20 protein-coding genes, 3 pseudogenes and 1 riboswitch are annotated in these 24,456 nt (G+C 73.3%); of the genes and pseudogenes, 13 read left to right on the top strand and 10 right to left on the bottom strand.

The annotated features are described in order from the left end of the window. Positions 1 to 4: 4 nt before the first annotated feature. Positions 5 to 190: riboswitch (cobalamin riboswitch) on the bottom strand. 70 nt (positions 191 to 260) lie between these two features. The 4 genes and pseudogenes from ACGFYH_RS32000 to ACGFYH_RS31985 form a co-directional block, all read right to left on the bottom strand. Beyond that, positions 261 to 635 carry a hypothetical protein gene (locus ACGFYH_RS32000; RefSeq protein WP_393806681.1) on the bottom strand — a complete coding sequence of 125 codons (375 nt, stop codon included), beginning with the start codon at positions 633 to 635 and terminating at the stop codon, positions 261 to 263. A gap of 83 nt (positions 636 to 718) precedes the next feature. Continuing rightward, positions 719 to 853: pseudogene (locus ACGFYH_RS31995) on the bottom strand (MerR family DNA-binding transcriptional regulator); the annotation flags it as partial. Positions 854 to 935: 82 nt separating this feature from the next. Next, positions 936 to 1,481 carry a potassium channel family protein gene (locus ACGFYH_RS31990; protein WP_393806665.1) on the bottom strand — a complete coding sequence of 182 codons (546 nt, stop codon included), beginning with the start codon at positions 1,479 to 1,481 and terminating at the stop codon, positions 936 to 938. Further along, positions 1,478 to 2,824 carry a chloride channel protein gene (locus ACGFYH_RS31985; protein WP_393806664.1) on the bottom strand — a complete coding sequence of 449 codons (1,347 nt, stop codon included), beginning with the start codon at positions 2,822 to 2,824 and terminating at the stop codon, positions 1,478 to 1,480. The genes ACGFYH_RS31990 and ACGFYH_RS31985 overlap by 4 nt, the downstream gene beginning before the upstream one ends. A gap of 290 nt (positions 2,825 to 3,114) precedes the next feature. Here ACGFYH_RS31985 and ACGFYH_RS31980 point away from each other — a divergent pair, with 290 nt between their 5' ends. Then, the gene (locus tag ACGFYH_RS31980; RefSeq protein ID WP_393806663.1) at positions 3,115 to 3,576 is read left to right on the top strand and encodes a hypothetical protein; all 462 of its coding nucleotides are present in this window, start codon (positions 3,115 to 3,117) and stop codon (positions 3,574 to 3,576) included. A 217-nt stretch (positions 3,577 to 3,793) separates the two neighbouring features. Here the strand turns inward: ACGFYH_RS31980 and ACGFYH_RS31975 are convergent, their stop codons facing one another. Next, a complete protein-coding gene (locus ACGFYH_RS31975; protein ID WP_393806662.1) occupies positions 3,794 to 6,934 on the bottom strand; it encodes an FAD-binding and (Fe-S)-binding domain-containing protein in 3,141 nt (1,046 codons plus the stop codon). A 241-nt stretch (positions 6,935 to 7,175) separates the two neighbouring features. On the opposite strand from ACGFYH_RS31975, the gene ACGFYH_RS31970 reads away from it, so the two are divergent. The 6 genes and pseudogenes from ACGFYH_RS31970 to ACGFYH_RS31945 form a co-directional block, all read left to right on the top strand. After that, complete coding sequence (locus ACGFYH_RS31970; protein WP_393806661.1) at positions 7,176 to 7,568, top strand: cell division protein SepF; 393 nt, start codon at positions 7,176 to 7,178, stop codon at positions 7,566 to 7,568. Between the two features lie 95 nt (positions 7,569 to 7,663). After that, complete coding sequence (locus ACGFYH_RS31965; RefSeq protein WP_393806660.1) at positions 7,664 to 8,827, top strand: ATP-binding protein; 1,164 nt, start codon at positions 7,664 to 7,666, stop codon at positions 8,825 to 8,827. Continuing rightward, on the top strand, positions 8,824 to 9,171 hold the full coding sequence (locus ACGFYH_RS31960; RefSeq protein ID WP_393806659.1) for a nucleotide pyrophosphohydrolase: 348 nt from the start codon (positions 8,824 to 8,826) through the stop codon (positions 9,169 to 9,171). The genes ACGFYH_RS31965 and ACGFYH_RS31960 overlap by 4 nt, the downstream gene beginning before the upstream one ends. Positions 9,172 to 9,349: 178 nt before the next feature. Next, complete coding sequence (locus ACGFYH_RS31955; protein WP_393806658.1) at positions 9,350 to 9,820, top strand: DUF6099 family protein; 471 nt, start codon at positions 9,350 to 9,352, stop codon at positions 9,818 to 9,820. A gap of 218 nt (positions 9,821 to 10,038) precedes the next feature. After that, complete coding sequence (locus ACGFYH_RS31950) at positions 10,039 to 10,962, top strand: LLM class F420-dependent oxidoreductase (protein ID WP_393806657.1); 924 nt, start codon at positions 10,039 to 10,041, stop codon at positions 10,960 to 10,962. 54 nt (positions 10,963 to 11,016) lie between these two features. Next, a pseudogene (locus tag ACGFYH_RS31945) lies at positions 11,017 to 11,331 on the top strand (polynucleotide kinase-phosphatase); the annotation flags it as partial. Between the two features lie 44 nt (positions 11,332 to 11,375). Here the strand turns inward: ACGFYH_RS31945 and ACGFYH_RS31940 are convergent. Beyond that, positions 11,376 to 12,668 carry a cation:proton antiporter gene (locus tag ACGFYH_RS31940; protein ID WP_393806656.1) on the bottom strand — a complete coding sequence of 431 codons (1,293 nt, stop codon included), beginning with the start codon at positions 12,666 to 12,668 and terminating at the stop codon, positions 11,376 to 11,378. Between the two features lie 163 nt (positions 12,669 to 12,831). Here ACGFYH_RS31940 and ACGFYH_RS31935 point away from each other — a divergent pair, with 163 nt between their 5' ends. From ACGFYH_RS31935 to ACGFYH_RS31925, 3 genes are all read left to right on the top strand, one after another. Beyond that, positions 12,832 to 14,055 (top strand): arginine deiminase, encoded by a 1,224-nt coding sequence (locus ACGFYH_RS31935; RefSeq protein WP_393806655.1) that lies wholly within the window; start codon positions 12,832 to 12,834, stop codon positions 14,053 to 14,055. Between the two features lie 105 nt (positions 14,056 to 14,160). Next, the gene (gene argF, locus ACGFYH_RS31930) at positions 14,161 to 15,168 is read left to right on the top strand and encodes an ornithine carbamoyltransferase (RefSeq protein ID WP_393806654.1); all 1,008 of its coding nucleotides are present in this window, start codon (positions 14,161 to 14,163) and stop codon (positions 15,166 to 15,168) included. A gap of 124 nt (positions 15,169 to 15,292) precedes the next feature. Beyond that, a complete protein-coding gene (locus tag ACGFYH_RS31925; protein ID WP_393806653.1) occupies positions 15,293 to 16,744 on the top strand; it encodes an amino acid permease in 1,452 nt (483 codons plus the stop codon). Here the strand turns inward: ACGFYH_RS31925 and ACGFYH_RS31920 are convergent. Next, complete coding sequence (locus ACGFYH_RS31920; RefSeq protein WP_393806652.1) at positions 16,701 to 17,141, bottom strand: ATP-binding protein; 441 nt, start codon at positions 17,139 to 17,141, stop codon at positions 16,701 to 16,703. The genes ACGFYH_RS31925 and ACGFYH_RS31920 overlap by 44 nt on opposite strands. Positions 17,142 to 17,315: 174 nt before the next feature. On the opposite strand from ACGFYH_RS31920, the gene ACGFYH_RS31915 reads away from it, so the two are divergent. Both ACGFYH_RS31915 and ACGFYH_RS31910 read left to right on the top strand, forming a co-directional pair. Beyond that, positions 17,316 to 18,143, top strand: a complete 828-nt coding sequence (locus tag ACGFYH_RS31915) for an enoyl-CoA hydratase family protein (protein ID WP_393806651.1) — start codon at positions 17,316 to 17,318, stop codon at positions 18,141 to 18,143. Between the two features lie 3 nt (positions 18,144 to 18,146). Further along, on the top strand, positions 18,147 to 20,549 hold the full coding sequence (locus tag ACGFYH_RS31910) for a bifunctional salicylyl-CoA 5-hydroxylase/oxidoreductase (RefSeq protein WP_393806650.1): 2,403 nt from the start codon (positions 18,147 to 18,149) through the stop codon (positions 20,547 to 20,549). Here ACGFYH_RS31910 and ACGFYH_RS31905 read toward each other — a convergent pair. From ACGFYH_RS31905 to ACGFYH_RS31895, 3 genes are all read right to left on the bottom strand, one after another. Beyond that, a complete protein-coding gene (locus ACGFYH_RS31905; protein ID WP_393806649.1) occupies positions 20,537 to 21,427 on the bottom strand; it encodes a sulfotransferase family protein in 891 nt (296 codons plus the stop codon). The genes ACGFYH_RS31910 and ACGFYH_RS31905 overlap by 13 nt on opposite strands. Positions 21,428 to 21,510: 83 nt before the next feature. Then, the gene (locus ACGFYH_RS31900; RefSeq protein WP_393806648.1) at positions 21,511 to 22,356 is read right to left on the bottom strand and encodes a PaaX family transcriptional regulator C-terminal domain-containing protein; all 846 of its coding nucleotides are present in this window, start codon (positions 22,354 to 22,356) and stop codon (positions 21,511 to 21,513) included. Position 22,357: 1 nt separating this feature from the next. After that, complete coding sequence (locus ACGFYH_RS31895; protein WP_393806680.1) at positions 22,358 to 24,100, bottom strand: AMP-binding protein; 1,743 nt, start codon at positions 24,098 to 24,100, stop codon at positions 22,358 to 22,360. A gap of 65 nt (positions 24,101 to 24,165) precedes the next feature. Here ACGFYH_RS31895 and ACGFYH_RS31890 point away from each other — a divergent pair. Next, a pseudogene (locus ACGFYH_RS31890) lies at positions 24,166 to 24,432 on the top strand (acyl-CoA dehydrogenase); the annotation flags it as partial. Between the last annotated feature and the right edge of the window lie 24 nt (positions 24,433 to 24,456).

The raw sequence follows: 24,456 nt of genomic DNA, 5'->3' as shown, positions 1-24,456 counted from the left end.
TCGTGGATGGACGACGCGCCTTGGCCGGTCTCCTGGCTTACGGGTACCACCGCCCGTGCTCCGCCTTCCCGGGTTGCAAGAACCCAGTGGCTGCCCGTGAGGGCCGGAGCCGGACTTCCCGATTCACAGTGGCGAGGGCCGCACCGGCATCACACCGGATTTCCCGTTCACCAAGGCGTGGCGACAGTAGTGCTCCCACGGGGGTGGGCACAAGCGGGCCTCAGGCCCCGCGGACGGGCCGCCGGACCGTCGTACGGGCCTCAGGGCTGCGGAAACGTCCGGCGGCGCCGTTCCGTCATCCGCCGCCGGTCCTCCTCGCTCAGCGTGGCGAAGATCTCCGCGCGCCCGCGGTGCAGGGCGCGGAGCCCCACCTCGCCGAGGGACTCGGCGTAGCGGCGGCGCTCCTCGCTCAGGCGGTCCACCTCTTCCGGGGCCAGGGGGCGGTCCATCGCGGTCAGCTCCTCGATCACGTTCAGACGGGCCTCGGTCGAGCCGTCGGCCGAGGCGTCGGGCGCGCCCAGCACACCGAGCAGCCGGATCCGCGGCCCGGCGGTCTGCCGCAGCCGCTCCTCGACGACTTCGAGCCGGCGCCGGATGAGTTCCGCCGGGTCGTGGTCCGGTTCGGCGGCCGGCACCGCGCGGATCTGCGTGAGGGGGGCCCGAAGCCGCGCAGCGCCAGGACGCGGTGCAGCCGCCGGACGTCGGCGGCGCCGAAGCAGCGGTGGCCGCCGGACGTGCGGACGGACGGCGTGAGCGGCCCGAGGCGGCCGTGATGGCGCAGGGCACGGATGCTCAGCCCGGTCTCCCGCGCGAGTTCGCCGATGCGCCGGGTGCCGTCGGTCGCGTGTGACATGGGACTCCTCCACGAGTGTGCGACCGAGGCTGGAAGGTGACGCGACGGCGGCTTCAAGGCCCCGCCCCGGACCTCATCGCCGTCAGCGGGGCCGGCCCCGTCCGGTCCGCCGGACCACCATGTCCCGCATCCGGGTGGTCAGCGCGGTGGCGGCGGCCGTGAGGAAGACGAAGCTGTACGTGATCTGCAGCACGGTCACGACCCGGGCGGCCTGGCCCCGCGGGGTGATGTCCCCGTATCCGACCGTGGCGAGCGTGACCACGGTGAAGTACAGCGCGTCGACCCGGGTGCGCAGGCCGCTGAACTCGCCCGGCTGCTTGGCGAGGGCGTAGTAGGCCGCCGAGAAGACGTGCACGGACAGGACGATCAGCAGGGAGATGACCTCACCGGGCCTGCGGTCCTGCCGGTTGACGAGCACGTGCCGGATCTGCCGGAGCAGCAGCACGGCCACGACCGTGAGCAGCAGCGCGAACAGCAGCCAGCTCAGCAGGGGACGCTGCGGGCCCAGGCGGTCGAGGGGGAGGAGGAAGTAGGCGACGATCACGGCCCCCGCGATCACCGCCCGCACGCACCAGGGCCGGGCGGCGTGCCATACGGTGCGGGATCCGGCCGCCCGGCGGTCCGTCACCGTGCCCCTCCCGTCGCCGCCGCCGGGCCCGCCGCCGGCTCCGGTCCGCGCACCAGCTGGGAGACGACGAAGGCGACCACCGACGCCATGACGATCAGCGGCGTCTGGCCGTGGGCGTCCCGGCCGATCAGCAGCACCGCCAGCACGGCGCTGGCCAGCGGCAGCCCCGTCACCGCGGCCGCCGCGGCGGCGATGCCGAGGGCGAGGGCCGGGGTCGCGCCGAAGCCTGGCAGCCCGGCGCAGGCCAGGGCCGTCGCCGCACCCAGCAGCACCGCCGGAAAGATCGGGCCGCCGCGCAGGCTGCCCAGCGCGATGCCCCAGGCCAGCCCCTTGCACGCGACCAGCGCGACAAGCGCCCCCACGGACCAGGCGTGCGGATGGGCCGCGAGCTGGGCGAGGGTGGCCTGGCCGGACAGCGCCGCCTCGGCCGGGGAGCGGCCGGTGATCAGCGCGTACGCGGCGGCACAGACGCCGACCGCGGTGGCGCAGGCGACCGTGCGCAGGGCCGTGCGGCGCCGGGTCCAGGCGACGGTGCGCTGTCCCAGCTCGCGGCCCAGCGTCACCAGTACGGCGATCAGGGCCGCGGTGGGAAGCCCCCACAGGAAGTCGCCCGCGTCCGGACCGGTCTGCGGCGGCAGGTCGGGCAGGGACAGCGCGCCGATGTCCAGGCCCGTCCACTGCCCGAAGCCGGTGAAGACCAGGGCGCCCGTCGCGCTGGCCAGCAGACAGGGCAGCAGCAGCGCGACCAGCCGGGTGCCGGCCAGCCCCGCCCCCTCGATGAGCAGCACCGCCGCCGCCACCGGACCGCCGAGGATGGTGGAGATCGCGGCGGTGGAGCCGGCCGTGGCGAGGATCGCGCTCGCCCGCTGGTCCCCGCCCTCGCCCGCCCGCCGCACCGCCAGCAGGGCGAGCCCGCTGCCGACGGCCATGAGCGGGGCCTCGGGGCCCAGCACCACGCCGAGCGGCAGTGTGGCCAGCGCGGCGAGCACCGCGCCGGGCAGGGCGCGGGGTCCGACGGGCGCGCCGCCCGGACCGTTCACCGGCAGATGGCCGCCGCCGCCCGGCATCCGGGTCACGATCGGCGCCAGGATCAGCCCGGCGAGCACCAGCGCGGGCAGCGGCCACCACCAGGGCGGGGTGTCGTAACCGGCCGCCTTGGGCAGCGACACCCACACCCAGTGCTGCGACGCGTGCTGGAGGCCGACGAAGAAGAAGCAGGCCAGCGCGATGGGCACGCCCAGCAGCACGCACAGCAGGAGCAGCCGCCGGTAGCCGGGGCTGAGCAGGGTCTGCCGCAGGGACTGCTCGGCACGGTCCGGGCCGGCGTTCGCCGGCGCGGTCACGGAGTCCGCCCGCGCGGTCCCCGCCGGGGCAGCGGCCGACTCGTCACACGCCCTCCTTCTTCCGCCCCGTGGGCCGTCGCGCGCGGCCGGTGGGGGCGGCCGGTGGGGGCGGATTCAGTTAACGCGAGGGCGCGAGCGGCCGCATGCGCACGCCCGGCGCGAGGTTCACCCGTCCGGCGGACCCGTGTGGCCGGGGAGCGAGGGCACGCGCAGGCTCGGAACGACCTGTCGGTGCCGTCGGTGCCGGCGGGCAGCTGACCCGTACGGGGGACACAGAAAGGACTCCGCTCATGAGCCAGCACGCCGAACCCTCTCCCGGCCGGCCGTCCCACGGCGGCGACGCCTCCTGGGCCCAGCGCTCGGGCGACCGCAGCGGCTGGGTGGCCGGCGGTGTCGTCTTCGCGGGCGTGCTGCTGCTGCTGAACGGCGCCCTCGCCGTCCTGCAGGGCATCGCGGCCATCGCCGAGGACGACGTCTACGCCCGTATCGGCACCTACGTCTACGAGATGAGCCTCACCGGCTGGGGGATCGTCCACGTCGTCCTCGGCGCCCTGGTGTTCGTCACCGGGTACGGCCTTCTCAGGGACATGGCCTGGGCGCGCATGACGGGCATCGTCCTCGCCTCGCTGAGTCTGATCGCGCAGTTCCTGTTCCTGCCGTACTCACCCGTCTGGTCCGTGATCATGATGGCGATCGACGTGTTCGTGATCTGGGCCCTCGCCAGCCGCCAGGACAGCTCGTCCCGGGCCTGAGGAACGCGGCGCCCGGCTCGTCGGGTCCTTCCCCGCCCGGCTCGCCCCCACGACGGACGACGGGAAGGGTCGGAGAGTCCCCGGCGGCGGCGCGGGCTCCCCGCGTGGCCGCGTGGCCCCGCGCCGCCGCCGTATCCGTGCCGGTCAGTACGTCAGTACGCCACTGTCTCAGCACCTCAGTACGCCACTGACCTCAGCACGTCAGCACGTCAGTACCTCAGCGGCGCCGCAGGCCCCGCGCCAGTGCCGCCGCCGCCACGCCCGCGCCCACGGCGGCCGCCCCGGTGCCCGCGAGGGCCAGTGCCCGTGCCCGGCGTCCGGGAGCCGCCGGCCGGGCACCCGGGGCGGTGCCGTACGCGCTGCCCGGGGCTCCTGTGCCGCCCCCGGGGCCGGGCAGCGCCGAGGCCAGCAGCTCCGCGAGGTGCACGCCCTCGTGGCCGCCGCTGTCGAACTCGTGGATCTGGGTACGGCAGCTGAACCCGTCGGCGAGGACGACGGTCTCCTCGTCCTCCTCCCGCAGCCGCGGCAGCAGCACCCGCTCCGCGCACGCCTCGCTGACGTCCAGATGACCGCGCTCGAAGCCGAAGTTGCCGGCCAGTCCGCAGCAGCCGGAGTCCAGTCGTTCCGCGTCCACACCGGCCCGGCGCAGCAGTTCCTGGTCGGCCTCCCAGCCGAGCACCGCGTGCTGGTGGCAGTGCACCTGGGCCAGTGCCCGCGCGGACCGGTCGGGCACCCGCGGCGGTTCGTAGCCGGGGGAGTGTTCGGTGAGCAGCTCCGACAGCGTCACCGTCTGCTCGGCCAGCCGGCGTACGTCCTGGTCGCCGGGGAACAGCTCCGCGGCGTCGGACCGGAACACGGCCGTGCAGCTCGGCTCCAGCGCCACGACCAGGCCGCCCGCCCGCACATGGCCGGCCAGGCCGCGCACGGTGCGGGTGAGGACCCTCTGCGCCGTGCCGAGCTGCCCGGTGGAGATCCAGGTCAGCCCGCAGCACAGCGGCTCGTCCGGCAGCTCCACCCGCCAGCCGGCGTGTTCGAGGACCCGTACCGCCGCCCGACCGACGTCCGGGTGGAAGTGGTTGGTGAAGGTGTCAGGCCACAGCAGCACGGACCCCCGGTGCCCGTCGCCCTCCGGCTCATGGTCCGCGAACCACCGCTCGAAGGTCTGCTCCGCGAACAGCGGCACCTCCCGGTCCGCCACCCCCGCCACCAGCACCGCGGCCTTCGACAGCAGCGGGGCGTGGGTGAGCGCGTTGACGACCGGCCCGAGCCGGGCGCGGCCCACGACCCGCGCGAGCGCGGGCAGCCAGCCCATGGACCAGTCGGAACGAGGCCGGCGCCACGGCCGTCCCTCGTAGTGGTGGGACAGGAACTCCGCCTTGTACGTGGCCATGTCCACGTCCGCCGGGCAGTCCTTCTTGCACCCCTTGCAGGCCAGGCACAGATCGAGGGCGTCCTTGACCGCCTCCGAGCGCCAGCCGTCCCGGATCGCGCCGTCCCCGTGCCCGTCGAGCATCTCGAACAGCAGCCGGGCCCGGCCCCGCGTGGAGTGCTCCTCCTCGCGGGTCACCTGGTACGACGGGCACATCACCGTGCCGTCGCTGGTGTGCTGCCGGCACTTGCCGACGCCCACGCAGCGGTTGGCCGCCTGGGAGAACGAGCCCCCGTCGTGCGGAAACCGGAAACGCAGGTCGCGGGGTTCGAACGGCGCCCAGTCGCCGCCGAGGCGCAGGTTCTCGTCCAGCCCGTACGGCGCGACGACCTTCCCCGGGTTCATCCGGTCCAGCGGGTCGAAGACGGCCTTCAGCCGCCCGAACGCCTCGACGAGCCGGTCCCCGAACATCCGGGACAGCAGCTCCCCCCGGCTCTGCCCGTCCCCGTGCTCACCCGACAGCGAACCGCCGAACTCGACGACCAGGTCGGCCGCCCGCTCCATGAACCTCCGGTACGTCGCCACCCCGTCCGCGGTGTACAGGTCGAACGGGATCCGGGTGTGCACGCAGCCCTGCCCGAAATGGCCGTACAGGCTGGGCCCGGTGTCGCTGAGATAGCCGAACTCCTCGAACAGCGCGCGCAGTCGGCGCAGGTAGTCGCCCAGCTTCTCGGGGGAGACGGCCGAATCCTCCCAGCCCTCGAAGGTGTCGGGCCTGCCCGGGAGGTGCGCGGTGGCGCCGAGTCCGGACTCGCGGACCTGCCACAGGTCCTGTTCGCGCGACGGGTCGTCCATCAACGCGCAGTCGGCGTCGTGCTCGGAGCGGCGCACCGCCTCCAGCATCCGGTGCGCCCGGCTGCCCGCCTCCTCGGCGGTGTCGCCGCCGAACTGCACCATCAGGTAGGCGTTGCCCTCGGGCATCTCGGCGAGCGCCTTCTCGTTCAGATGCTTGATGCGCTCGTCACGGACCAGCCGGGCGTCGACGCCCTCCAGCGCGATCGGTTCGTGCGGCAGGATGTCGGGCACCGCGTCGGCGGCCTTGTCGATGGTGTCGAAGCCCAGCACCACCAGGGTCCGTTCCTTCACCACCGGCACCAGTTCCAGTTCCGCCCGCAGGACGGTGACCAGCGTCGACTCGCTGCCCACCAGCAGCCCGGCCACGTCGAAGCCCAACTCCGGGAGCAGCGAGTCCAGGTTGTAGCCGGAGACCCGGCGCGGAATGTCCGGGAACCGGCGGCGGACCTCGTCCCCGTAGGTGTCGCGCAGGGCGCGCAGCCGCCGGTAGACGGTCGCCCGCAGATCGCCCTGCCGCTCGATCTCGGCGTACTCCTCGTCACTGGTCTCGCCGCACCAGAAGCGGGTGCCGTCGTAGAGCAGAACCTCCAGGCGGGCGATGTTGTCCACCACCTTGCCGTGCGCCTGGGCCGTGGCACCGCAGGAGTTGTTGCCGATCATGCCGCCGAGGGTGCAGTTGGCGTGGGTGGCGGGCTCGGGCCCGTAGCGCAGACCGTACGGCGCGAGCTGCCGGTTCAGGTCGTCGAGCACGATCCCCGGCTGCACGACACACGTCCGGGCGTCCGCGTCCACCGACTCCACACGGGCGCAGTACTTCGACCAGTCGATGACCACACCGGCGTTGGTGCACTGCCCGGCCAGGCTCGTCCCGCCGCCCCGCGACAGCACGGGCGCGCCGAACTCCCTTGCCACGGCCACCGCCTCCGCCCCGGCCTCCGGGGTGTGCGGCACGACCACGCCGATGGGGGTCTGCCGGAAGTTCGACGCGTCCGTGGAGTAGGCGGCCCGGCTTCCGGCGTCGAACCGGACCTCACCGTCGACCCGCTCACGCAGCGCGGCCTCGAGTGAGGCGGTGTCGACCGGCGGCGGCGCCCCTTCGCGCGTGACGGGCTCGGGCAGATCCAGCGCACCCATGGGCACTCCTTCGTGTGTCGGCGGTGTGTCGGCCTGTGTCGGCGGTGTGTCGGCGCACGTCCGTCCGCGCGACGACGGCGCCCGCGCGGGCGCGGCGGCCGTCGCTGAGTACCCCGGCCGGCACCGGGACAATCACCGGACACGGAGCGTCGCCGACCGTGTCGCTGTTGGGCCGAACGGGTGACTTGGCGTAAGAATTGGCTGGTGCAGGCAATGAAGGCGAGTGAAATCGGGGGAGCCGGTGAACAGCCACGACGTCACCGATGAACAGTGGGAAGGGCTCGCCCAGGTCGTTCCGTTGCGCGGGCGCGACGCCTGGCCGTCGGCGGTCGGCCACCGGGCGATACCGGAGGCGGAGACGGAGCGCCGCCGCCGTTTCGTCGTCCTGCGGGTCAATGTGTTCGCGGACGCCCGCGAGGTCGCCGAGACCCTGATGGCGGGCATTCCGGTGCTCCTGGACCTGACCAGCGCCGAGGGCGATGTCGCCAAGCGGGTCCTGGACTTCAGCACCGGCGTCGTCTTCGGCCTGGCCAGCGGGATGCACCGGGTGGACCGCAACGTCTTCCTGCTGACCCCGGCAGGCACCGAGGTGAACGGGCTGATGGAGGGCGCGGTGGGGGTGTCCGGCATGTGACGGCCTTTCCGGGCCCCGGCCGCCAGGTCCCCCGATCGTGGGAAAGCCGTCCGGGCAAAACGGTTCGCCGTCCCGCGGAGCCCTACGGTCCGCACATGGCAGCGTCACCTGTGTCACCTGCGTCACCGGCGTCCGTCGCGCCGCTCCCGGACCGGCCCCGCGTCACCCAGCTGCGGCTGTCCGCCTTCGCCGGGCACCGCGGCGCCGTGCTGCGGTTCGGGCCGCTCACCGTGCTCGCCGGGCCCAGCGGCAGCGGCAAGACCACCGCGCTCAGGGCGTACGACGCCCTGGCCCGGCTCGGCGGCGGCGCGGAACTCGGCGCGGTCTTCCCGGACCCGGCCGCGTGCGTGCCCGAACGGGCCCGGCCCGACGCCCAGCACCGCCGCGGCTTCCGCATCGGCTGCACGGCCGACGGAGCCGCGGGCCCGGTGCGCCTCGACGTCGCCGTGCAGGCGGAGCCCGAACTGCGCATCGTCGGGGAGCGGCTGACGGCGGACGGCGTCGTACTGCTGGAGACGGCCCTGCGCGACCCCGGCCGCCGGACCGTGCAGGCGGCCTGGCACACGGCCGGGTCGGCGCCCGTGACCCGCGCCCCGCTGCCGGACGACCGGCTCGGCACCCCGCTGCTGCCGCTGCGGGTGGCCGGCAAGACGGACGGGCAGCGCAGGGTGCTGGCGGCGGCCGAGCAGATGGTGGTCGCGCTGCGTTCCGTCTTCGCCTGCGATCCGCGGCCCGGCCGGATGCGGGAGCCCGTGCCGACCGGCTCCGGACGCCTGCTCGGCGGCTGCGACAACCTCGCCGACGTGCTGGGGCGCACCCGCGCCGAGTGCGGCCGGCGGCACGCGCAGTTGGTCGCCGCGGTGCGCGCCGGATGCACGGGCCCCGTCGAGGACGTCCTGGCCGAACCGGTCGCCGGCGGCGTGGTCCGCGCCGTGCTGGACCGGGGCGACGGCATCCGCACCGGCCTCGCCCGCCTGGGCTACGGCGAGCTGCGCTACCTCGCCCACGCCCTGGTGCTCTTCACCGGCCCCGGTGTGCTGGAGGTCGACCCGGTCGGCGAGGTGCCCGCCGCGCTCCAGACGCTGACCGTCCTCGCCGACGGCTTCGACCGGGGACTGGACGTGCGGCAGCGCACCGAACTGCTGCGGCTGGCGGCGCGGATGTGCGACCGCGGGCACATCCGCTTCGTCGGAGCGGTCGCCGACGCGTCGTGGACGGCAGGGGCGGACGGTGTCACGGTGGTACACCTGAACCCGTGACCGATCATCTCCGTGACCTCGTGGCCCTGCGGCGCAGGCTGGCCGAGTTCGCCGCCGCACGCGACTGGCAGCCATACCACACCCCCAAGAACCTGGCCGTCGCCCTCAGTGTGGAAGCCTCCGAACTCCTCGAGATCTTCCAGTGGCTGACGCCCGAGCAGTCGGCCCGCGTCATGACCGACCCGGACGCCGCCCACCGGGTCCGGGACGAGGTCGCCGACGTCCTGGCGTATCTCCTCCAGTTCTGCGAGGTGCTCGGCGTCGACCCGCTGGCCGCCCTGGAGGCGAAGATCGAGCGGAACGAGTCCAGGTTCCCCGTGCCCGGAGCGGAAGGCCGCGGCTGAGGAGCCGAGGACTCCGCTATCACTCTCCGCATTCGAGATCCGGTCGGAAATCAATTTGTTGTCCGAAGATTTCCGCCTACCTCTGGCTTTTCGCCCCACACACCTTCACTCTGGGTAGTGAACAACGGAGTTCGGGCGGACGCGTCACGAGCGCGTCGGACACAGACGGGGGCAGCGCATGGACGCTGTGCGGCTCATCGTGACGAGTGGGCGTGCCCTGGCCGCCGGCGGCGAGGTGCCGGACGTCCTGACGGAGGTGTGGCAGGTGCAGGCCCTCGCGCAGGCGATCGGCAACCGGCTGGCCGTCCACGGCCCACCCGAACTGCGGGGCGAGGCCATCGGACTGACCGAGCTGGCGGGCCGCGGCTGCGGGGTGCTGCACACCCCGCGGCTGGCCCCGGGTGAGCTGCGCGCCGCCCAGCTCACCGAACTGGGCGACGCCCGGCAGGCCCTGATGCGCCTGGGCACCCTGCTCGGCGAGACCGGCATCGCCCTCGTGGGCGTCGCCTGCGCCGCGGACGACGAGGCCACGTACTGGCAGTGCGTGGAGGCCATCGACGCGGCGGACGAGTCACGGGACCGCGTCCTGGAGATGCTGCGCAAACTGGCGGACCGCGAGGCGGAGTCACCGCAGCGGGAGGCGGGTTAGACCGTCCGGCGGGTCGTGCCGCAGGACAGCGACGGGGCGGCGCCGCCCGCCGCCCGTGCCGCGCACGCCATGACTGTGCCGCGCACGCCATGACTGTGCCGCGCACGCCATGACCGTGCCGCCCACACCACGACCGTGCCACGCACACCACGACCGCTCAGCGCGCCGCGGCCGGAGCCTGTGCCGTACATCCGGGCCGAGCAGGCAGGATGGAGGACATGGATCTCCGTATCTTCACCGAGCCCCAGCAGGGGGCCACCTACGACACCTTGCTCACCGTGGCCAAGGCCACCGAGGACCTCGGATTCGACGCCTTCTTCCGCAGCGACCACTACCTCCGCATGGGCTCCGTGGACGGTCTCCCCGGCCCCACCGACGCCTGGATCACCCTCGCCGGCCTCGCCCGGGAGACGAAGCGCATCCGCCTGGGCACCCTCATGACCGCCGGTACCTTCCGGCTGCCCGGCGTCCTCGCCATCCAGGTCGCACAGGTCGACCAGATGTCCGGCGGCCGCGTCGAACTCGGCCTGGGCGCCGGCTGGTTCGAAGAGGAGCACAAGGCGTACGGCATCCCCTTCCCGAAGGAGAAGCTCGCCCGGCTGGAGGAGCAACTGGCGATCGTCACCGGTCTGTGGGCCACCGGGACCGGCAAGACCTTCGACTACCACGGCACGTTCTACGACCTCACCGACTCGCCCGCGCTGCCCAAGCCCGCGCAGGCCAGGGTGCCCGTGCTCATCGGCGGACACGGCGCCACCCGCACGCCGCGGCTGGCCGGCCAGTACGCCGACGAGTTCAACATGCCGTTCGCCTCGATCGAGGACACCGAGCGCCAGTTCGGCCGGGTACGGGCCGCGGCCGAGGCGGCCGGCCGCGGGGCGGACGCCCTCACCTACTCCAACGCGCTCGTCGCCTGCGTGGGCAAGGACGACGCCGAGGTCGCCCGTCGCGCCGCCGTCATCGGCCGCGACGTCGAGGAGCTGAAGGCCAACGGCCTGGCGGGCTCCCCGGCCGAGGTCGTCGAGAAGATCGGCCGCTACGCCGAGGCCGGTGCCCAGCGGATCTACCTCCAGATCCTCGACCTCGACGACCTGGACCACCTGGAGCTGATCTCCGCCGGGGTCCAGTCCCAGCTGTCCTGACGCCGCGACACCGATCACCGAACAACCGAAGGCGCCGGTCACCCACGGCCGCGCGGCGAGGGCATGGTCGTCAAGCCCGTGGGCGCGCTGGTACGCGACGGGGAGGGCCGCCTGGTGCAGCCCGGCGTCAAATGCCGCGGCCGCGAGTACCTGCGGATCGTCTACGGTCCCGAGTACACCCGTCCCGACGACCTCGCCCGGCTGCGCCACCGGTTCCTCAACCACAAGCGGTCCCTGGCGCTCCGCGAGTACGCCCTCGGCCTGGAGGCCCTGGACCGCCTCGCGGACGGCGAGCCGCTGTGGCGCGTCCACGAGGCCGTGTTCGGGGTGCTGGCGCTGGAGCTGGAGCCGGTGGACCCGCGGTTGTGATTCGGTGGCCCGGTCCACGGCGGTGAGGCGGGCGCCGGCCGGTGTCACCCGGCGTACGGCTTCACCGCCGTGCCCGGGGCCGGCTCCGGCCGGCGTTCACGCGCGGCGAGCCGCGCGTTCAGCTGCAGGAGCGGCTGGGTGAGCAGTGTCGTGGCGAGTGCCATGAAGACGAGGACCGTGTGGAGCGGGCCGCTCAGCAGGCCCGCGTCCAGACCCGCGTCGAGGACGATCAGCTCGGTCAGCCCCCGGGTGTTGAGCAGGATGCCGACGGTCCGCGCGTCGTGGCGGTCCAGTCCCCCCAGCCGGGCCGCGACCGCCCCGCTGCCGGTCTTCGTAGCGACCGCGAGCAGCGTCACCACCGACAGGGCGGCCCACCCCGTGCCGGTCATGCTGTTCAGCGCCACGGACTGGCCCGAGAGCACGAAGAAGAACGGCAGCAGCAGCGAGGCCACGGAGAGCAGCGGCCGCAGCAGGTCGGGGTCGAGCGTGCCGCCCGGCTCGCGGGGGACGACCACACCGGCGAGCAGCGCACCGAGGATCACATGCAGGCCCAGGGCGTGCGTGACCCACGCCGAGCCGAGCGCGAAGCCGATGAGCAGCGCCGTCCGGAGCGAGGTCTCCAGACGCGTCCGCCACAGCAGCAGGCGCAGCAGCGGACGCGCCGCACAGGCCATCAGGGTGACGTGGCCGGCCGTGAGCGCCAGCCGCCACGGCCAGTCGAGTCCCGCTCCGGCGCCGCCACCGCCGGCGTTCAGCAGCGCGCCCGCCAGTACCGTCCAGCAGACCGCGTCCAGCACCCCGGCGGCGGAGACGGCCACCACCCCGGGCACCGTGCGGGACAGTCCGTTCTCGCGCACGATGGCCGTCAGCACCGGCACCGCCGTCGTCGCCAGGGCGACGCCCGCGAAGACCACCACGGCGGGGGAGAGGTCCCGGTCCATGCCCAGGTCGTGCAACGTGTCCCGGAACAGCAGGGCGCACCCGCTGCCCACGGCCATCGGCACCACGAACGAGGCCAGCGCCACGGTCACCGAGCTGCGCGCCAGGCCGCCGAGCGCCTTCAGGTCCAGTTCGTAGCCCACCGCGAACAGGAACACCACCAGCGAGAACTGCGCGAGACCGGTCAGCGCCCCCAAGACCGCCGCCGGGAACAGGGCCGCGTACACCGTCGGGGCCGTGCTGCCCAGCAGTGAGGGACCGAGCGCGATGCCCGTCGCCATCTGGCCCACGATGTACGGCTGCCCCAGCCGCCGGGCGAGCCGGCCGCCGGTGTGGGCGGACACCAGGATCAGAGCCGAGGCACCCACGACGTGGGTGATCAACGAATCGGGACTCAACAGGTCTCCCCCTGACGTGCGGCCGGGCGCTCCGGCCCTCGCCAGGGTCTACGCGGTGCCGCCGAGGCACCCCGGCGTCGCACCGGGGCGCGGGGGGCGCACTTTGCTCACGGGCACGCGCAAGCAGGGGGTGAACGGGCGCCCGAGTGGTCAGGATGGAGACATGGGATTCCACGTCGACTCCGAAGCCGGGCGGCTCACCCGCGTCATCCTGCACCGGCCGGATCTCGAGCTCAAAAGGCTCACCCCCAGCAACAAGGACGCCCTTCTCTTCGACGACGTGCTGTGGGTGCGCCGGGCGCGCGCCGAGCACGACGGGTTCGCCGACGTGCTCCGCGACCGCGGGGTGGCGGTGCACCTCTTCGGCGACCTGCTCACCGAGACCCTGGACGTCCCGGCCGCCCGGCGGCTGGTCCTGGACCGGGTCTTCGACGAGAAGGAGTACGGAGTGCTGGCCACGGACCACCTGCGGGCCGCGTTCGAGACCCTGCCCGCCCACGAGCTCGCCGAGGCCCTGGTCGGCGGAATGACCAAACGGGAGTTCCTGGACGCGCACCCGGAACCGGCCTCCGTGCGCTTCCACGCCATGGAGCTGGACGACTTCCTGCTCGGCCCGCTGCCCAACCATCTCTTCACCCGGGACACCTCGGCCTGGATCTACGACGGTGTCTCCATCAACGCGATGCGCTGGCCCGCCCGGCAGCGCGAGACGGTCCACTTCGAGGCGATCTACCGGCATCATCCGCTGTTCCGTGGCGAGACGTTCCACCTCTGGTCCGAGGGCCAGGCCGACTATCCCTCCACCATCGAGGGCGGCGACGTCCTCGTCATCGGCAACGGAGCCGTGCTCATCGGCATGAGCGAACGCACCACGCCCCAGGCCGTCGAGATGCTCGCCCACAAGCTGTTCGCCGCGGGCTCCGCCCGCACCATCGTGGCCCTCGACCTGCCGAAGCGGCGTGCCTTCATGCACCTGGACACGGTGATGACCATGGTCGACGGCGACACCTTCACCCAGTACGCCGGGCTCGGCATGCTCCGCTCCTACACCATCGAGCCGGGCGCCGGCGAGAAGGACCTGAAGGTCACCGACCACCCGCCGGAGCACATGCACCGGGCGATGGCCGCCGCCCTCGGGCTCGGCGAGATCCGGGTCCTCACCGCGACCCAGGACGTCCACGCCGCCGAGCGCGAGCAGTGGGACGACGGGTGCAACGTGCTGGCCGTCGAGCCTGGCGTCGTCGTCGCCTACGAACGCAACTCCACCACCAACACCCACCTGCGCAAACAGGGCATCGAGGTGATCGAGATCCCGGGCAGTGAGCTGGGCCGGGGCCGGGGCGGGCCGCGTTGCATGAGCTGCCCGGTCGAGCGCGCCGCCGTGTAGGGACCGCCGGCCGGTGCCGCCGCACGGGCGCCCCGTATAGAAATTCGGAGCATCGTATATAGTTCCAGTAGCCCCCTTCCCGTCCCGTACCTCTGGAGCGCCCTCATGGCGACAGTCCCGACCGCCCTCGCCGGCCGTCACCTTCTCAAGGAGCTGGATCTCACCGAGGAGGAGTTCCGCGGCCTGGTCGAGCTGGCCGCGGAGCTGAAGGCCGCCAAGCGGGCCGGGACCGAAACGCAGTACCTCCGCGGCCGGAACGTCGCCCTGATCTTCGAGAAGACCTCGACGCGGACCCGCTGCGCGTTCGAGGTCGCCGCCGCCGACCAGGGCGCCTCGACGACGTACCTCGACCCCGCCGGGTCGCAGATCGGCCACAAGGAGTCCGTGAAGGACACCGCCCGGGTGCTGGGCCGCATGTACGACGCGATCCAGTACCGGGGCGACAGCCAGCGCAAGGTCGAGGAACTGGCGGCCTTCGCGGGCGTCCCCGTCTACAACGGCCTGACCGACGACTGGCACCCCACCCAGATGCTCGCCGACGTGCTCACGATGACCGAGCACAGCGGCAGGTCGCCGCGCGGGATCACCTTCGCCTACCTCGGCGACGCCCGCTTCAACATGGGCAACTCCTATCTGGTCACCGGCGCCCTGCTCGGCATGGACGTGCGCATCGTCGCCCCGAAGTCCTACTGGCCCGCCCAGGAGGTCGTCGACCGGGCGAAGACGCTGGCCGGGTCCAGCGGGGCGCGCGTCACCCTCACCGAGAGCCTGGAGGAGGGCGTGCGCGGCTCCGACTTCGTCGTCACCGACGTCTGGGTCTCCATGGGCGAGCCCAAGGAGGTCTGGGACGAGCGGATCAGGGCCCTCGCGCCGTACGCCGTGACCATGGACGTCCTGCGCGCCACCGGGAACCCGGACGTGAAGTTCCTGCACTGCCTGCCCGCCTTCCACGACCTGGGCACCGAGGTCGGCCAGGAGATCTTCGAGAGCCACGGCCTGGACTGCCTCGAGGTCACGGACGAGGTCTTCGAGTCCGCGCACTCGATCGTCTTCGACGAGGCGGAGAACCGGCTGCACACCATCAAGGCCGTACTCGTGGCCACCCTCGCCTGAACCTCGTTCGGACCTTCCCGAACAGGCCCTATGCTGTCCGGCGGCCCCGGAGCCACCGATTCCGGTGCCGTCTGCCGCGACCACCGTCGCGCCCCCGCACCACCAGAGACGAGCACCACCCGCAATGCCCGCTTCCCGCGTCAAGTCCCCCCACCTGCTGGTCGCCGAGTCCGGCGCCGACCGCGAAGGCCACGGCCTGAAGCGCACGATGGGACTGTTCCAGCTCATCTGCTTCGGCGTCGGCGCGATCGTCGGCACCGGCATCTTCGTCGGCCTGTCCGACTCGGTCGCCGAGGCCGGTCCGGCCGTCGTCGTCTCCTTCGTGCTGGCCGCGATCACCTGCGTGCTCACCGCGTTCGCCTTCGCCGAGCTGGGCGGCGCGATCCCGGTCTCCGGTTCCTCGTACTCTTTCGCCTACGCCGGGCTCGGCGAGCGGACCGCCTTCCTCGTCGGCTGGTGCCTGCTCCTGGAGTACGGCGTGTCGGTCTCCGCCGTCGCGGTCGGCTGGAGCCAGTACGTCAACGAACTCCTCGACAGCGTCCTCGGCCTCCGGCTCCCGCAGGCGCTCTCCGCGGGCCCCGGCGACGGCGGCGCGGTCAACCTGCCCGCGGTGATCGTCGTCGGCCTGGCCTGCGTTCTGCTGGTGCGCGGTGTGCGGGAGAGCGCCCGGGCCACGGCCGCGATGGCCGTGCTCAAGCTGGCCGTCCTCCTCGCCTTCTGCGCCATCGGCTTCTTCGCCTTCGAGGACGGCAACCTCACCCCGTTCTCGCCGGCCGGTCTCGGCGGCATCGGCGCCGGCACCACCGCCGCCTTCTTCTCGTACATCGGCTTCGACGCGGTCACCACGGCCGGCGAGGAGGCGAAGAACCCGCGCCGGGACATCCCCGTGGCGATCCTGGTCTGCATCGGCCTGGTCACCCTGCTCTACTGCGCGGTCGCCCTCGCCGCGACCGGTGCCGTCGGCGGTGACGCGGTCGGGGACCGGCCCGCCGCCCTCTCGTACGTCGTCGACGAGGTCACCGGCTCCGCGATGGGCGGCGGTGTGGTCGCCTTCGGCGCCGTCGTCGCCATCGCCTCGGTGGTGCTGGCCGTGATGTACGGCCAGACCCGCATCCTGATGTCGATGTCCCGCGACGGCCTGATTCCCCGGGTCTTCGAGAAGGTCTCCCCGCGCACCGCGACCCCCGTCGCCGGCACGCTGATCGTTGGGGTGGTCTTCGCCCTCCCGGCGGCCTTCGCCCCGCTCGACGCGGTGGTCAACCTGTGCACCATCGGCACCCTCGCCACCATGGTCGCCGTCAACGTCTCGGTGATCACCCTGCGCCGCCGCGAGCCCGGCCTCGCCCGCACCTTCCGCGTGCCGCTCTACCCGGTGACGCCGCTGCTCGGGGTCGGCTTCTGCCTCTACCTGATGTACGAGACGGGCGGGGCGACCTGGCTCCAGTTCGCGGTGTTCCTCGCGGTGGGCCTGCTGGTGTACGCGGCCTACGGGCGGCGCCACTCCCGCCTCGCCCAGCCCTCCGGGGCGGCCCTCACGCCGGAGGGCGACGCTGAGCGGGTACCGCGGAGAGCCTGAACCAGACCGCCTTGCCCGACCCGGCGGGCCGGTGACCGCAGGACGAGCTGAGGGCGCGGATCAGGAGCAGACCGCGCCCGTCCTCCCGCCAGAGGTCGGGCGGCTCCGCAGTCGGGCGGGTCAGATCGGCGGGCGGGTCCGGGTCCGGGTCGTGGACCTCGACCCGGCAGCCGGTCGGCATCAGCTCCACCACCAGCTCGATCGGCGTCCCGCCGGAGGTGTGCTCCACGGCGTTGGCGACCAGTTCCGCGGTGAGCAGTTCCGCGGTGTCGCCGTCGGCCGTGTGCTCCAGCTCGGCCAGGGCCGTACGCACCAGGGCACGGGCCACCGGCACGGCCGCGGCGGAGTGCGGCAGCGCGATGCGCCAGGAGGCTGGTGCGGGAATGTGATCGTGCACGGCTGGTCCGTTCCGTGGAGCAGGGTGTCCTGTCCTGCCTTCCACCCTATGAAGGGTACGGCGCCGCCCGGCAGAGCCGTTCGACGGGCGTCGCCCGGGACTTTCGGCCCTCGACATCCGATCGTATCGCGCACTCGTGACGACGGTCACAGAAGGGTGATAACTTCGGGTGTCATGAGTCCTTTCACCGGCTCCGCCGCCCCCACCCCCGACTGGCGGCACCTGCGTGTCGAGGTCACCGACGGCGTCGCCACCGTCACCCTCGCCCGCCCCGACAAGCTCAACGCGCTCACCTTCGAGGCCTACGCCGACCTGCGCGACCTGCTCGCCGAACTGTCCCGGGAGCGGGCCGTACGGGCGCTGGTGCTGGCCGGCGAGGGGCGCGGCTTCTGCTCCGGCGGCGACGTGGACGAGATCATCGGCGCGACCCTGTCCATGGACACCGCCCGGCTGCTGGACTTCAACCGGATGACGGGCCAGGTGGTGCGGGCCGTACGGGAGTGCCCGTTCCCGGTGATCGCCGCGCTGCACGGGGTCGCCGCCGGGGCGGGTGCGGTCCTCGCCCTGGCCGCCGACTTCCGCGTCGCCGACCCGTCCGCCCGCTTCGCCTTCCTCTTCACCCGCGTCGGCCTCTCCGGCGGCGACATGGGCGCCGCCTACCTGCTGCCCCGCGTCGTCGGCCTCGGACACGCCACCCGGCTGCTGATGCTCGGCGATCCGGTGCGGGCACCCGAGGCCGAGCGGATCGGCCTGATCAGCGAGCTGACCGACGAGGGCGGCGCCGACGAGGCCGCCCACCGGCTGGCCCGCCGCCTCGCCGACGGCCCGGCCCTCGCACACGCCCAGACCAAGGCACTTCTCACCGCCGAACTGGACATGCCCCTGGCGGCGGCGGTGGAACTGGACGCGTCGACCCAGGCCCTGCTGATGAACGGCGAGGACTACGCCGAGTTCCACGCGGCCTTCACGGAGAAGCGCCCCCCGAAGTGGCAGGGGAGGTAGGGGATGCTCTCGTCCAAGGGGGGCGCGACCCCCTCAGGGGCACGCGGTGTCGATCAGTGGCCCGGCGGCGGGGCGCGGGCGACCGCGACGCGTCCGCACCCGCCCGCGCCGACCGGCCGCCCCCTGCACGCGGCGGTCATCGGTGGAGGCCCCGGCGGCCTCTACACCGCGGCCCTCCTCAAACGGCTCGCCCCCGACCGCGAGGTCACCGTCTTCGAACGCAACGCCCCCGACGACACCTTCGGCTTCGGCGTCGTCCTCTCCGACGAGACCCTCGGCGGCATCGAACACGCCGACCCCGCCGTCCACGAGGCCCTCAAGGCGCACTTCGTCCGCTGGGACGACATCGACATCGTCCACCGGGGCACCCGCCAGACCTCCGGAGGACACCGCTTCGCCGCCCTCGGCCGCCGCCGCCTCCTGGGGATCCTGCACGACCGCTGCCGCGAACTCGGCGTGGAGCTGCGCTTCGGCACCGAGGCGCCGCCCGCCGCCCGGCTCGCCACGACGTACGACCTCGTCGTCGCCGCCGACGGTGTGCACAGCACCACCCGCGAGGCCTACCGGGACGTCTTCCGGCCCCACCTGAGCGGACACCGCTGCCGCTACGTCTGGCTCGCCGCCGACTTCGCCTTCGAGGCCTTCCGCTTCGAGATCGCCGAGACCGAGTACGGCGTGATGCAGCTGCACGGCTATCCGTACGCGCCGGACGCGTCGACCGTCATCGTCGAGATGCGCGAGGAGGTCTGGCGGGCGGCCGGCCTCGACGAGCTGGACGAGGCCGAAACCACCGCCCGCTGCGCCAAGATCTTCGCCGACGCGCTCGGCGGGCGGCCGCTGAGGTCGAACAGGTCGGCGTGGACCACCTTCCGCACGGTCGTCAACGAACGCTGGTCGCACGGCAACGTCGTCCTGCTCGGCGACGCCGCCCACACCGCCCACTTCTCCATCGGCTCCGGCACCAAACTCGCCGTGGAGGACGCCCTCGCGCTCGCCGCCTGCCTGGAGGAGCAGCCCACCCTCCGGGCGGCGCTGAGCGCCTACGAGGAGGAGCGGCGCCCCGTCGTCGCCTCCACGCAGCGGGCGGCCAAGGCCAGCCGGGAGTGGTTCGAGGACCTGGACCGGTACCTCGGTCAGCCGCCGCGCCAGTTCGCCTTCAACCTGCTCACCCGCAGCCGCCGGGTCACCCACGAGAACCTGCGGCTGCGCGACGCCGACTTCACCGGCGCCGTGGAGCGCGAGTTCGGCTGCCCGCCCGGCACACCCCCGATGTTCACCCCGTTCCGGCTGCGCGGACTCACCCTGCGCAACCGCGTCGTGGTCTCCCCGATGGACATGTACTCGGCCACCGACGGCGTCCCCGGCGACTTCCACCTGGTCCACCTGGGGGGCCGGGCCCTGGGCGGTGCCGCACTGGTGATGACCGAGATGGTGTGCGTCAGCGCCGAGGGCCGCATCACCCCCGGCTGCGCGGGCCTCTACACCGGCCGGCAGGGCGAGGCGTGGCGGCGGATCACGGACTTCGTGCACGCCCGGGCGCCCGGCACCGCGATCGGGGTGCAGCTCGGCCACAGCGGCCGCAAGGGCTCGACCCGGCTGATGTGGGAGGGCATGGACGAACCGCTGCCCGACGGCAACTGGCCCCTCGTGGCGCCCTCCCCGCTGCCCTACCGGCCCGGCGGCCAGACCCCGCGCGAGCTGTCCCGGGCACAACTGACCGACGTACGGGAGCAGTTCACGGCCGCCGCCGCGCGGGCCGCCCGGGCCGGGTTCGACCTGCTCGAACTGCACTGCGCCCACGGCTACCTGCTCTCCGGATTCCTCTCCCCGCTCACCAACCACCGCACCGACGCCTACGGCGGCTCACCGGAGAACCGGCTGCGCTTTCCCCTGGAGGTCTTCGACGCCGTGCGCGAGGTGTGGCCGAGCGAGCGGCCCATGACCGTCCGCGTCTCCGCCACCGACTGGGCCGAGGGCGGCACGAGTGCCGAGGAGGCGGTGGAGACCGCCCGGGCCTTCGCCGCGCACGGCGCCGACGCCATCGACGTGTCGACGGGCCAGGTGGTGGCCGGTGAGCGGCCGGAGTTCGGGCGGTCGTACCAGACGCCGTACGCCGACCGCATCCGGCACGAGGCCGGCGTCCCGGTGATCGCCGTCGGCGCGATCTCGTCCTGGGACGACGTCAACTCGCTGATCCTGGCCGGGCGCACCGACCTGTGCGCCCTCGCCCGCCCCCACCTCTACGACCCGCACTGGACGCTGCACGCCGCCGCCGAGCAGGGCTACGAAGGGCCGGGCGCCGTCTGGCCGGCGCCGTACCGGGCGGGCAGCCGCCCACCGCGCACCGGACGCACCGACGCCCCCAAGCCGAGACTCACCCTGCACGGCCGCGGTCAGGACGTGTAGCCCCAGGCCCGGCACATCGCGCGCAGCCGCTCGGGGATCTCGTGCTCCCCGGGCAGCGCGCGCCCCGGCTGCACGGTGCCGGTGCGGATGTTCTCGCGCCAGTCGCCCAGGCCCCTGACCAGCTCGCGCCCGCTCTTCCTGCCGTAGTCCAGCATGGCAGGCGCGTAGTCGACGTCGAGGAACGCGCACAGCCGGCGCATCTCGCGCTCCGGGGCGTCGGTGATGTCCTCGTAGCGCACGGTGAAGCCGTCGGCGTCCGCCGTGCGGGCCTCCTCGACGGCCGTCAGGTAGCGCAGCACATCCGTGACGGCCGTGTCGTAGGGCCGCTTGACCGGGTCGGTCTCGTGCCAGGAGCGGGCGGTCGACTCGGGGTGGCGCAGGAGGAAGACGAAGCGCGCGTCCGGCCAGCAGTCCTTGAGGCGCTGGTACATGTACACGTTGGCCGGTGTCTTCTCGACCACGAAGTCCTTGCCGGACTTGACGAGTTCACGGTGCAGGACCCGGTCCCACAGCAGGTGCTCCAGGTCGCCGCGCCGGAGACCGAGGGCGTCCATCGCGCGCTCGGAGAACCAGTTGGCGCAGGTGACCTCCAGCCGGCCGATGTGCAGTTCGTGCGGGGCGTGCAGTCGCGGGTGGGCGCCCAGCATCATGCGCAGCAGGGTGGAGCCGGACCGGATCGACGAGATGATGAAGACGGGCCGCCGCAGCAGCCGGTCGACCGGCAGTTCCTCGGCCGACGGACACCGGTACCGGGCCGTCTGGCGTGCCGCGGGGTTCGCGGCAGCGGACTTCCTCCCCTTCGCCGCCTCGGGTGCTCTTCGCACCTGGAGGCCGGTGGTGACGGTGAGGGCCCGGTTCAAGTGGCGCGCGAGACTCATGTGCCCGGACGATAGGGGAGAAACCTGAGAAGAGGCTCTGCGGAGGCTGAGGGTTCCCTGATCCCGGCGAAGTGTGAACTGGCTCACTTCCCGGGTGGCCGGGTCGCTCCCATGGCCGCGTACTGCGCGCCCGCGTCCCGCAGCCGCTCGTGCAGGGCCCGGAAGACGGCCGCCGAGCGTGTGCCGGGCCATCCCTCGGGCAGCAGCCGGGCGGGCAGTCCGGGGTCCGCGTAGGGCAGGTGGCGCCAGGAGTCCAGCGCGAGCAGGTAGTCGCGATAGGCCTCCTCGGGCGGAGTGTCCGCCCGGCCTTCCCAGTCGTGCAGCACGCGCGCGTGGCGGTCGAGGAACGCCTCGTGCTCCTCGGCGATCGCGGCCAGGTCCCACCAGCGCGCCGCCGCCTCGGCGGTCGCCGTGAATCCCAGGTGCTCCCCGCGGAAGAAGTCCACGTAGGAGTCCAGGCCCAGGCGGCCCAGCGCGTGCCGGGTCTCCGCGTACAGGCGGGCGGGGGCGATCCACACGCCGGGGGCCGCGGTGCCGAAGCCGAGCCCGGCCAGGCGGGAGCGCAGGACGTGCCGCTTCTGCCGCTCCGACTCCGGTACGGAGAAGACGGCGAGTACCCAGCCCTCGTCGCCGTAGGGAGTCGTGGCGTAGATGCGCCGGTCCCCGTCGTCCAGCAACTGGCGGGCTTCGCCGGAGAGTTCGTATCCGGCCGCGCCCTCGGCCGTACGGGCGGGCAGCAGCAGCCCGCGCCGCTTCAGCCGGGACACCGACGAGCGCACGGAGGGCGCGTCCACTCCCACCGCGGACAGCAGCCGGATCAGCTCGGCGACGGGCACCGGGCCCGGCGCGTAACGGCCGTACGCGCCGTAGAGCGTGACGATCAGGGACCTCGGGGCGTGCTGCGCGTGCTGGTCGGACACGTTGATCATCTTATGTCGTCGGCGTCACGCCGGGACGCCCCGGGGGATCCGGACGCGCCCCGGGGCCGGGGCCGGGCTGGTCCAGGAGGCGGTAGCGCTGGAGTTTGCCGGTCGCCGTGCGCGGCAGCGCGTCCAGGAAGACGATCTCACGCGGGCACTTGTACGGCACCAGCTCCGACCGCAGGAACTCACGCAGCGCGTCGGCGTCCCGCTCGGCCCCCTCCCTCAGCACCGCGTGGGCGACCACGACCTGCCCCCGGTGCGGGTCGGGCCGTCCCACCACCGCCGCCTCCACGACGTCCGGATGCCGAAGGAGCGCGTCCTCCACCTCCGGTCCGGCGATGTTGTACCCGGCGGAGATGATCATGTCGTCGGCGCGTGCCACGTACCGGAAGTACCCGTCGGGCTCGCGGACGTAGGTGTCCCCGGTGACGTTCCAGCCGCCTCGTACGTACTCCCGCTGCCGCGGATCGGCGAGATACCGGCACCCCACAGGCCCGCGCACCGCCAGCAGCCCCGGCTCCCCGTCGGGCACCGGCGTGCCGGTCTCGTCCTGCACGCGCGCGTGCCACCCCGGCACCGGCACGCCGGTCGTGCCGGGCCTGATGCCGTCGTCCGCCGCGGAGACGAAGATGTGCAGCAGCTCGGTGGCGCCGATGCCGTTGATGATGCGCAGGCCGGTGCGTTCGTGCCAGGCCCGCCAGGTGGCCGCGGGCAGGTTCTCGCCCGCGGAGACACAGCGCCTGAGGCTGCTCACGTCGTGGGCGTCCAGCTCGTCGAGCATCGCCCGGTACGCCGTCGGCGCGGTGAACAGCACCGACACCCGGTGCTCGGCGACGGCCGGCAACAGCTGTCGGGGGCCCGCCTGTCCAAGCAGCAGGGCGCTCGCCCCGGCCCGCATCGGGAAGACCACGAGACCGCCGAGCCCGAAGGTGAAGCCGAGCGGCGGACTGCCCGCGAAGAGGTCGTCGGGGCGCGGCTTCAGCACGTGCGCCGAGAAGGTGTCGGCGATCGCCAGTACGTCCCGGTGGAAGTGCATGCAGCCCTTGGGACGCCCGGTGGTCCCGGAGGTGAACGCGATCAGCGCCACGTCGTCGGCCGCGGTGTCGACGGCCCGGTACGGCGTGTCGGGCACCGCGCCGGACGCCGTACGGCGTTGCAGGTCGTCCGGCGCGTCCCCGCCGTACGTCGTGATCCGCAGACCGGCGATCTCGGCCTTGGCGAGGTCGTCGACGGCCCGGACGTCGCACAGCGCGTGCCGCACCCGGGCGATCTCGCAGATCGCGCGCAGTTCGTGCGGGCGCTGCTGGGCCAGCACGGTGACCGCCACCGCGCCCGCCTTCAGCACCGCCAGCCAGCAGGCGGCCAGCCAGGGCGTGGTGGGGCCGCGCAGCAGCACCCGGTTCCCGGGGACGACACCGAGGTCCCCGGTGAGCAGGTGGGCGATCCGGTCGACACGGGCCCGCAGGTCGCCGTAGGTCCAGGTCTCCCCGGACCCGGTACGGAAGACCGGGTGGCCGCCGGGCGGGCCGGTGAGCAGCTCGGCGGCGCAGTTCAGCCGCTCCGGGTAGCGCAGCTGAGGCAGGTCGAAGAGGAGCTCCGGCCACTGTTCGGGGGGCGGCAGGTGCTCGCGCGCGAAGGTGTCGACGTGGGCTGAGCGGTGCGGTTCCGCGCGGCGCGGATCGGCCATGGCGGTTCGCCCCCTTTGTCGTGGTGGGCTCGCGCAAGGAGCGTATCGTGTCGGTGACGACAGTCAACGGGGCACGATAACCTCGGGCGCGGGCCCGGCGGGCAGGGGAGCAGGGGAAGGGACCGGCGATGACCGCATTCTCGCTCGAACCGGCACAAGTCACCTGGTGCGAGGAGTTGCGCGCCCTCGCCGCCGAACGGCTGCGCCCACTCGCGGAGAAGGGCGAGCCGGGCCGTGTCAACCGCGCCCTCGTCGCCGAACTCGGCACGCTCGGCCTGCTGTCCCGCCTGTTCTCCTCGGGCGCCCTCGACCTGTGCCTGATGCGCGAGTCCCTCGCCCACGCCTGCACGGAGGCCGAGACCGCCCTCGCCCTCCAGGGCCTCGGCGCCCACCCGGTGCACGCCCACGGCACCGACTCC

The sequence above is a fragment of the Streptomyces sp. NPDC048392 genome (genome assembly GCF_043200575.1).
Lineage (GTDB): Bacteria > Actinomycetota > Actinomycetes > Streptomycetales > Streptomycetaceae > Streptomyces.
Note: the sequence above shows the minus strand (reverse complement) of the source record. Positions and strands in the feature narration are given on the sequence as shown.

Coding starts and splice junctions, on each gene's coding strand:
- ACGFYH_RS31980 (WP_393806663.1), top strand. CDS start 3,115: ATGAGCCAGCACGCCGAACCCTCTCCCGGCCGGCCGTCCCACGGCGGC.
- ACGFYH_RS31975 (WP_393806662.1), bottom strand. CDS start 6,934: ATGGGTGCGCTGGATCTGCCCGAGCCCGTCACGCGCGAAGGGGCGCCG.
- ACGFYH_RS31965 (WP_393806660.1), top strand. CDS start 7,664: ATGGCAGCGTCACCTGTGTCACCTGCGTCACCGGCGTCCGTCGCGCCG.
- ACGFYH_RS31955 (WP_393806658.1), top strand. CDS start 9,350: ATGGACGCTGTGCGGCTCATCGTGACGAGTGGGCGTGCCCTGGCCGCC.
- ACGFYH_RS31950 (WP_393806657.1), top strand. CDS start 10,039: ATGGATCTCCGTATCTTCACCGAGCCCCAGCAGGGGGCCACCTACGAC.
- ACGFYH_RS31935 (WP_393806655.1), top strand. CDS start 12,832: ATGGGATTCCACGTCGACTCCGAAGCCGGGCGGCTCACCCGCGTCATC.
- argF (WP_393806654.1), top strand. CDS start 14,161: ATGGCGACAGTCCCGACCGCCCTCGCCGGCCGTCACCTTCTCAAGGAG.
- ACGFYH_RS31925 (WP_393806653.1), top strand. CDS start 15,293: ATGCCCGCTTCCCGCGTCAAGTCCCCCCACCTGCTGGTCGCCGAGTCC.
- ACGFYH_RS31915 (WP_393806651.1), top strand. CDS start 17,316: ATGAGTCCTTTCACCGGCTCCGCCGCCCCCACCCCCGACTGGCGGCAC.
- ACGFYH_RS31910 (WP_393806650.1), top strand. CDS start 18,147: ATGCTCTCGTCCAAGGGGGGCGCGACCCCCTCAGGGGCACGCGGTGTC.
- ACGFYH_RS31905 (WP_393806649.1), bottom strand. CDS start 21,427: ATGAGTCTCGCGCGCCACTTGAACCGGGCCCTCACCGTCACCACCGGC.
- ACGFYH_RS31900 (WP_393806648.1), bottom strand. CDS start 22,356: ATGATCAACGTGTCCGACCAGCACGCGCAGCACGCCCCGAGGTCCCTG.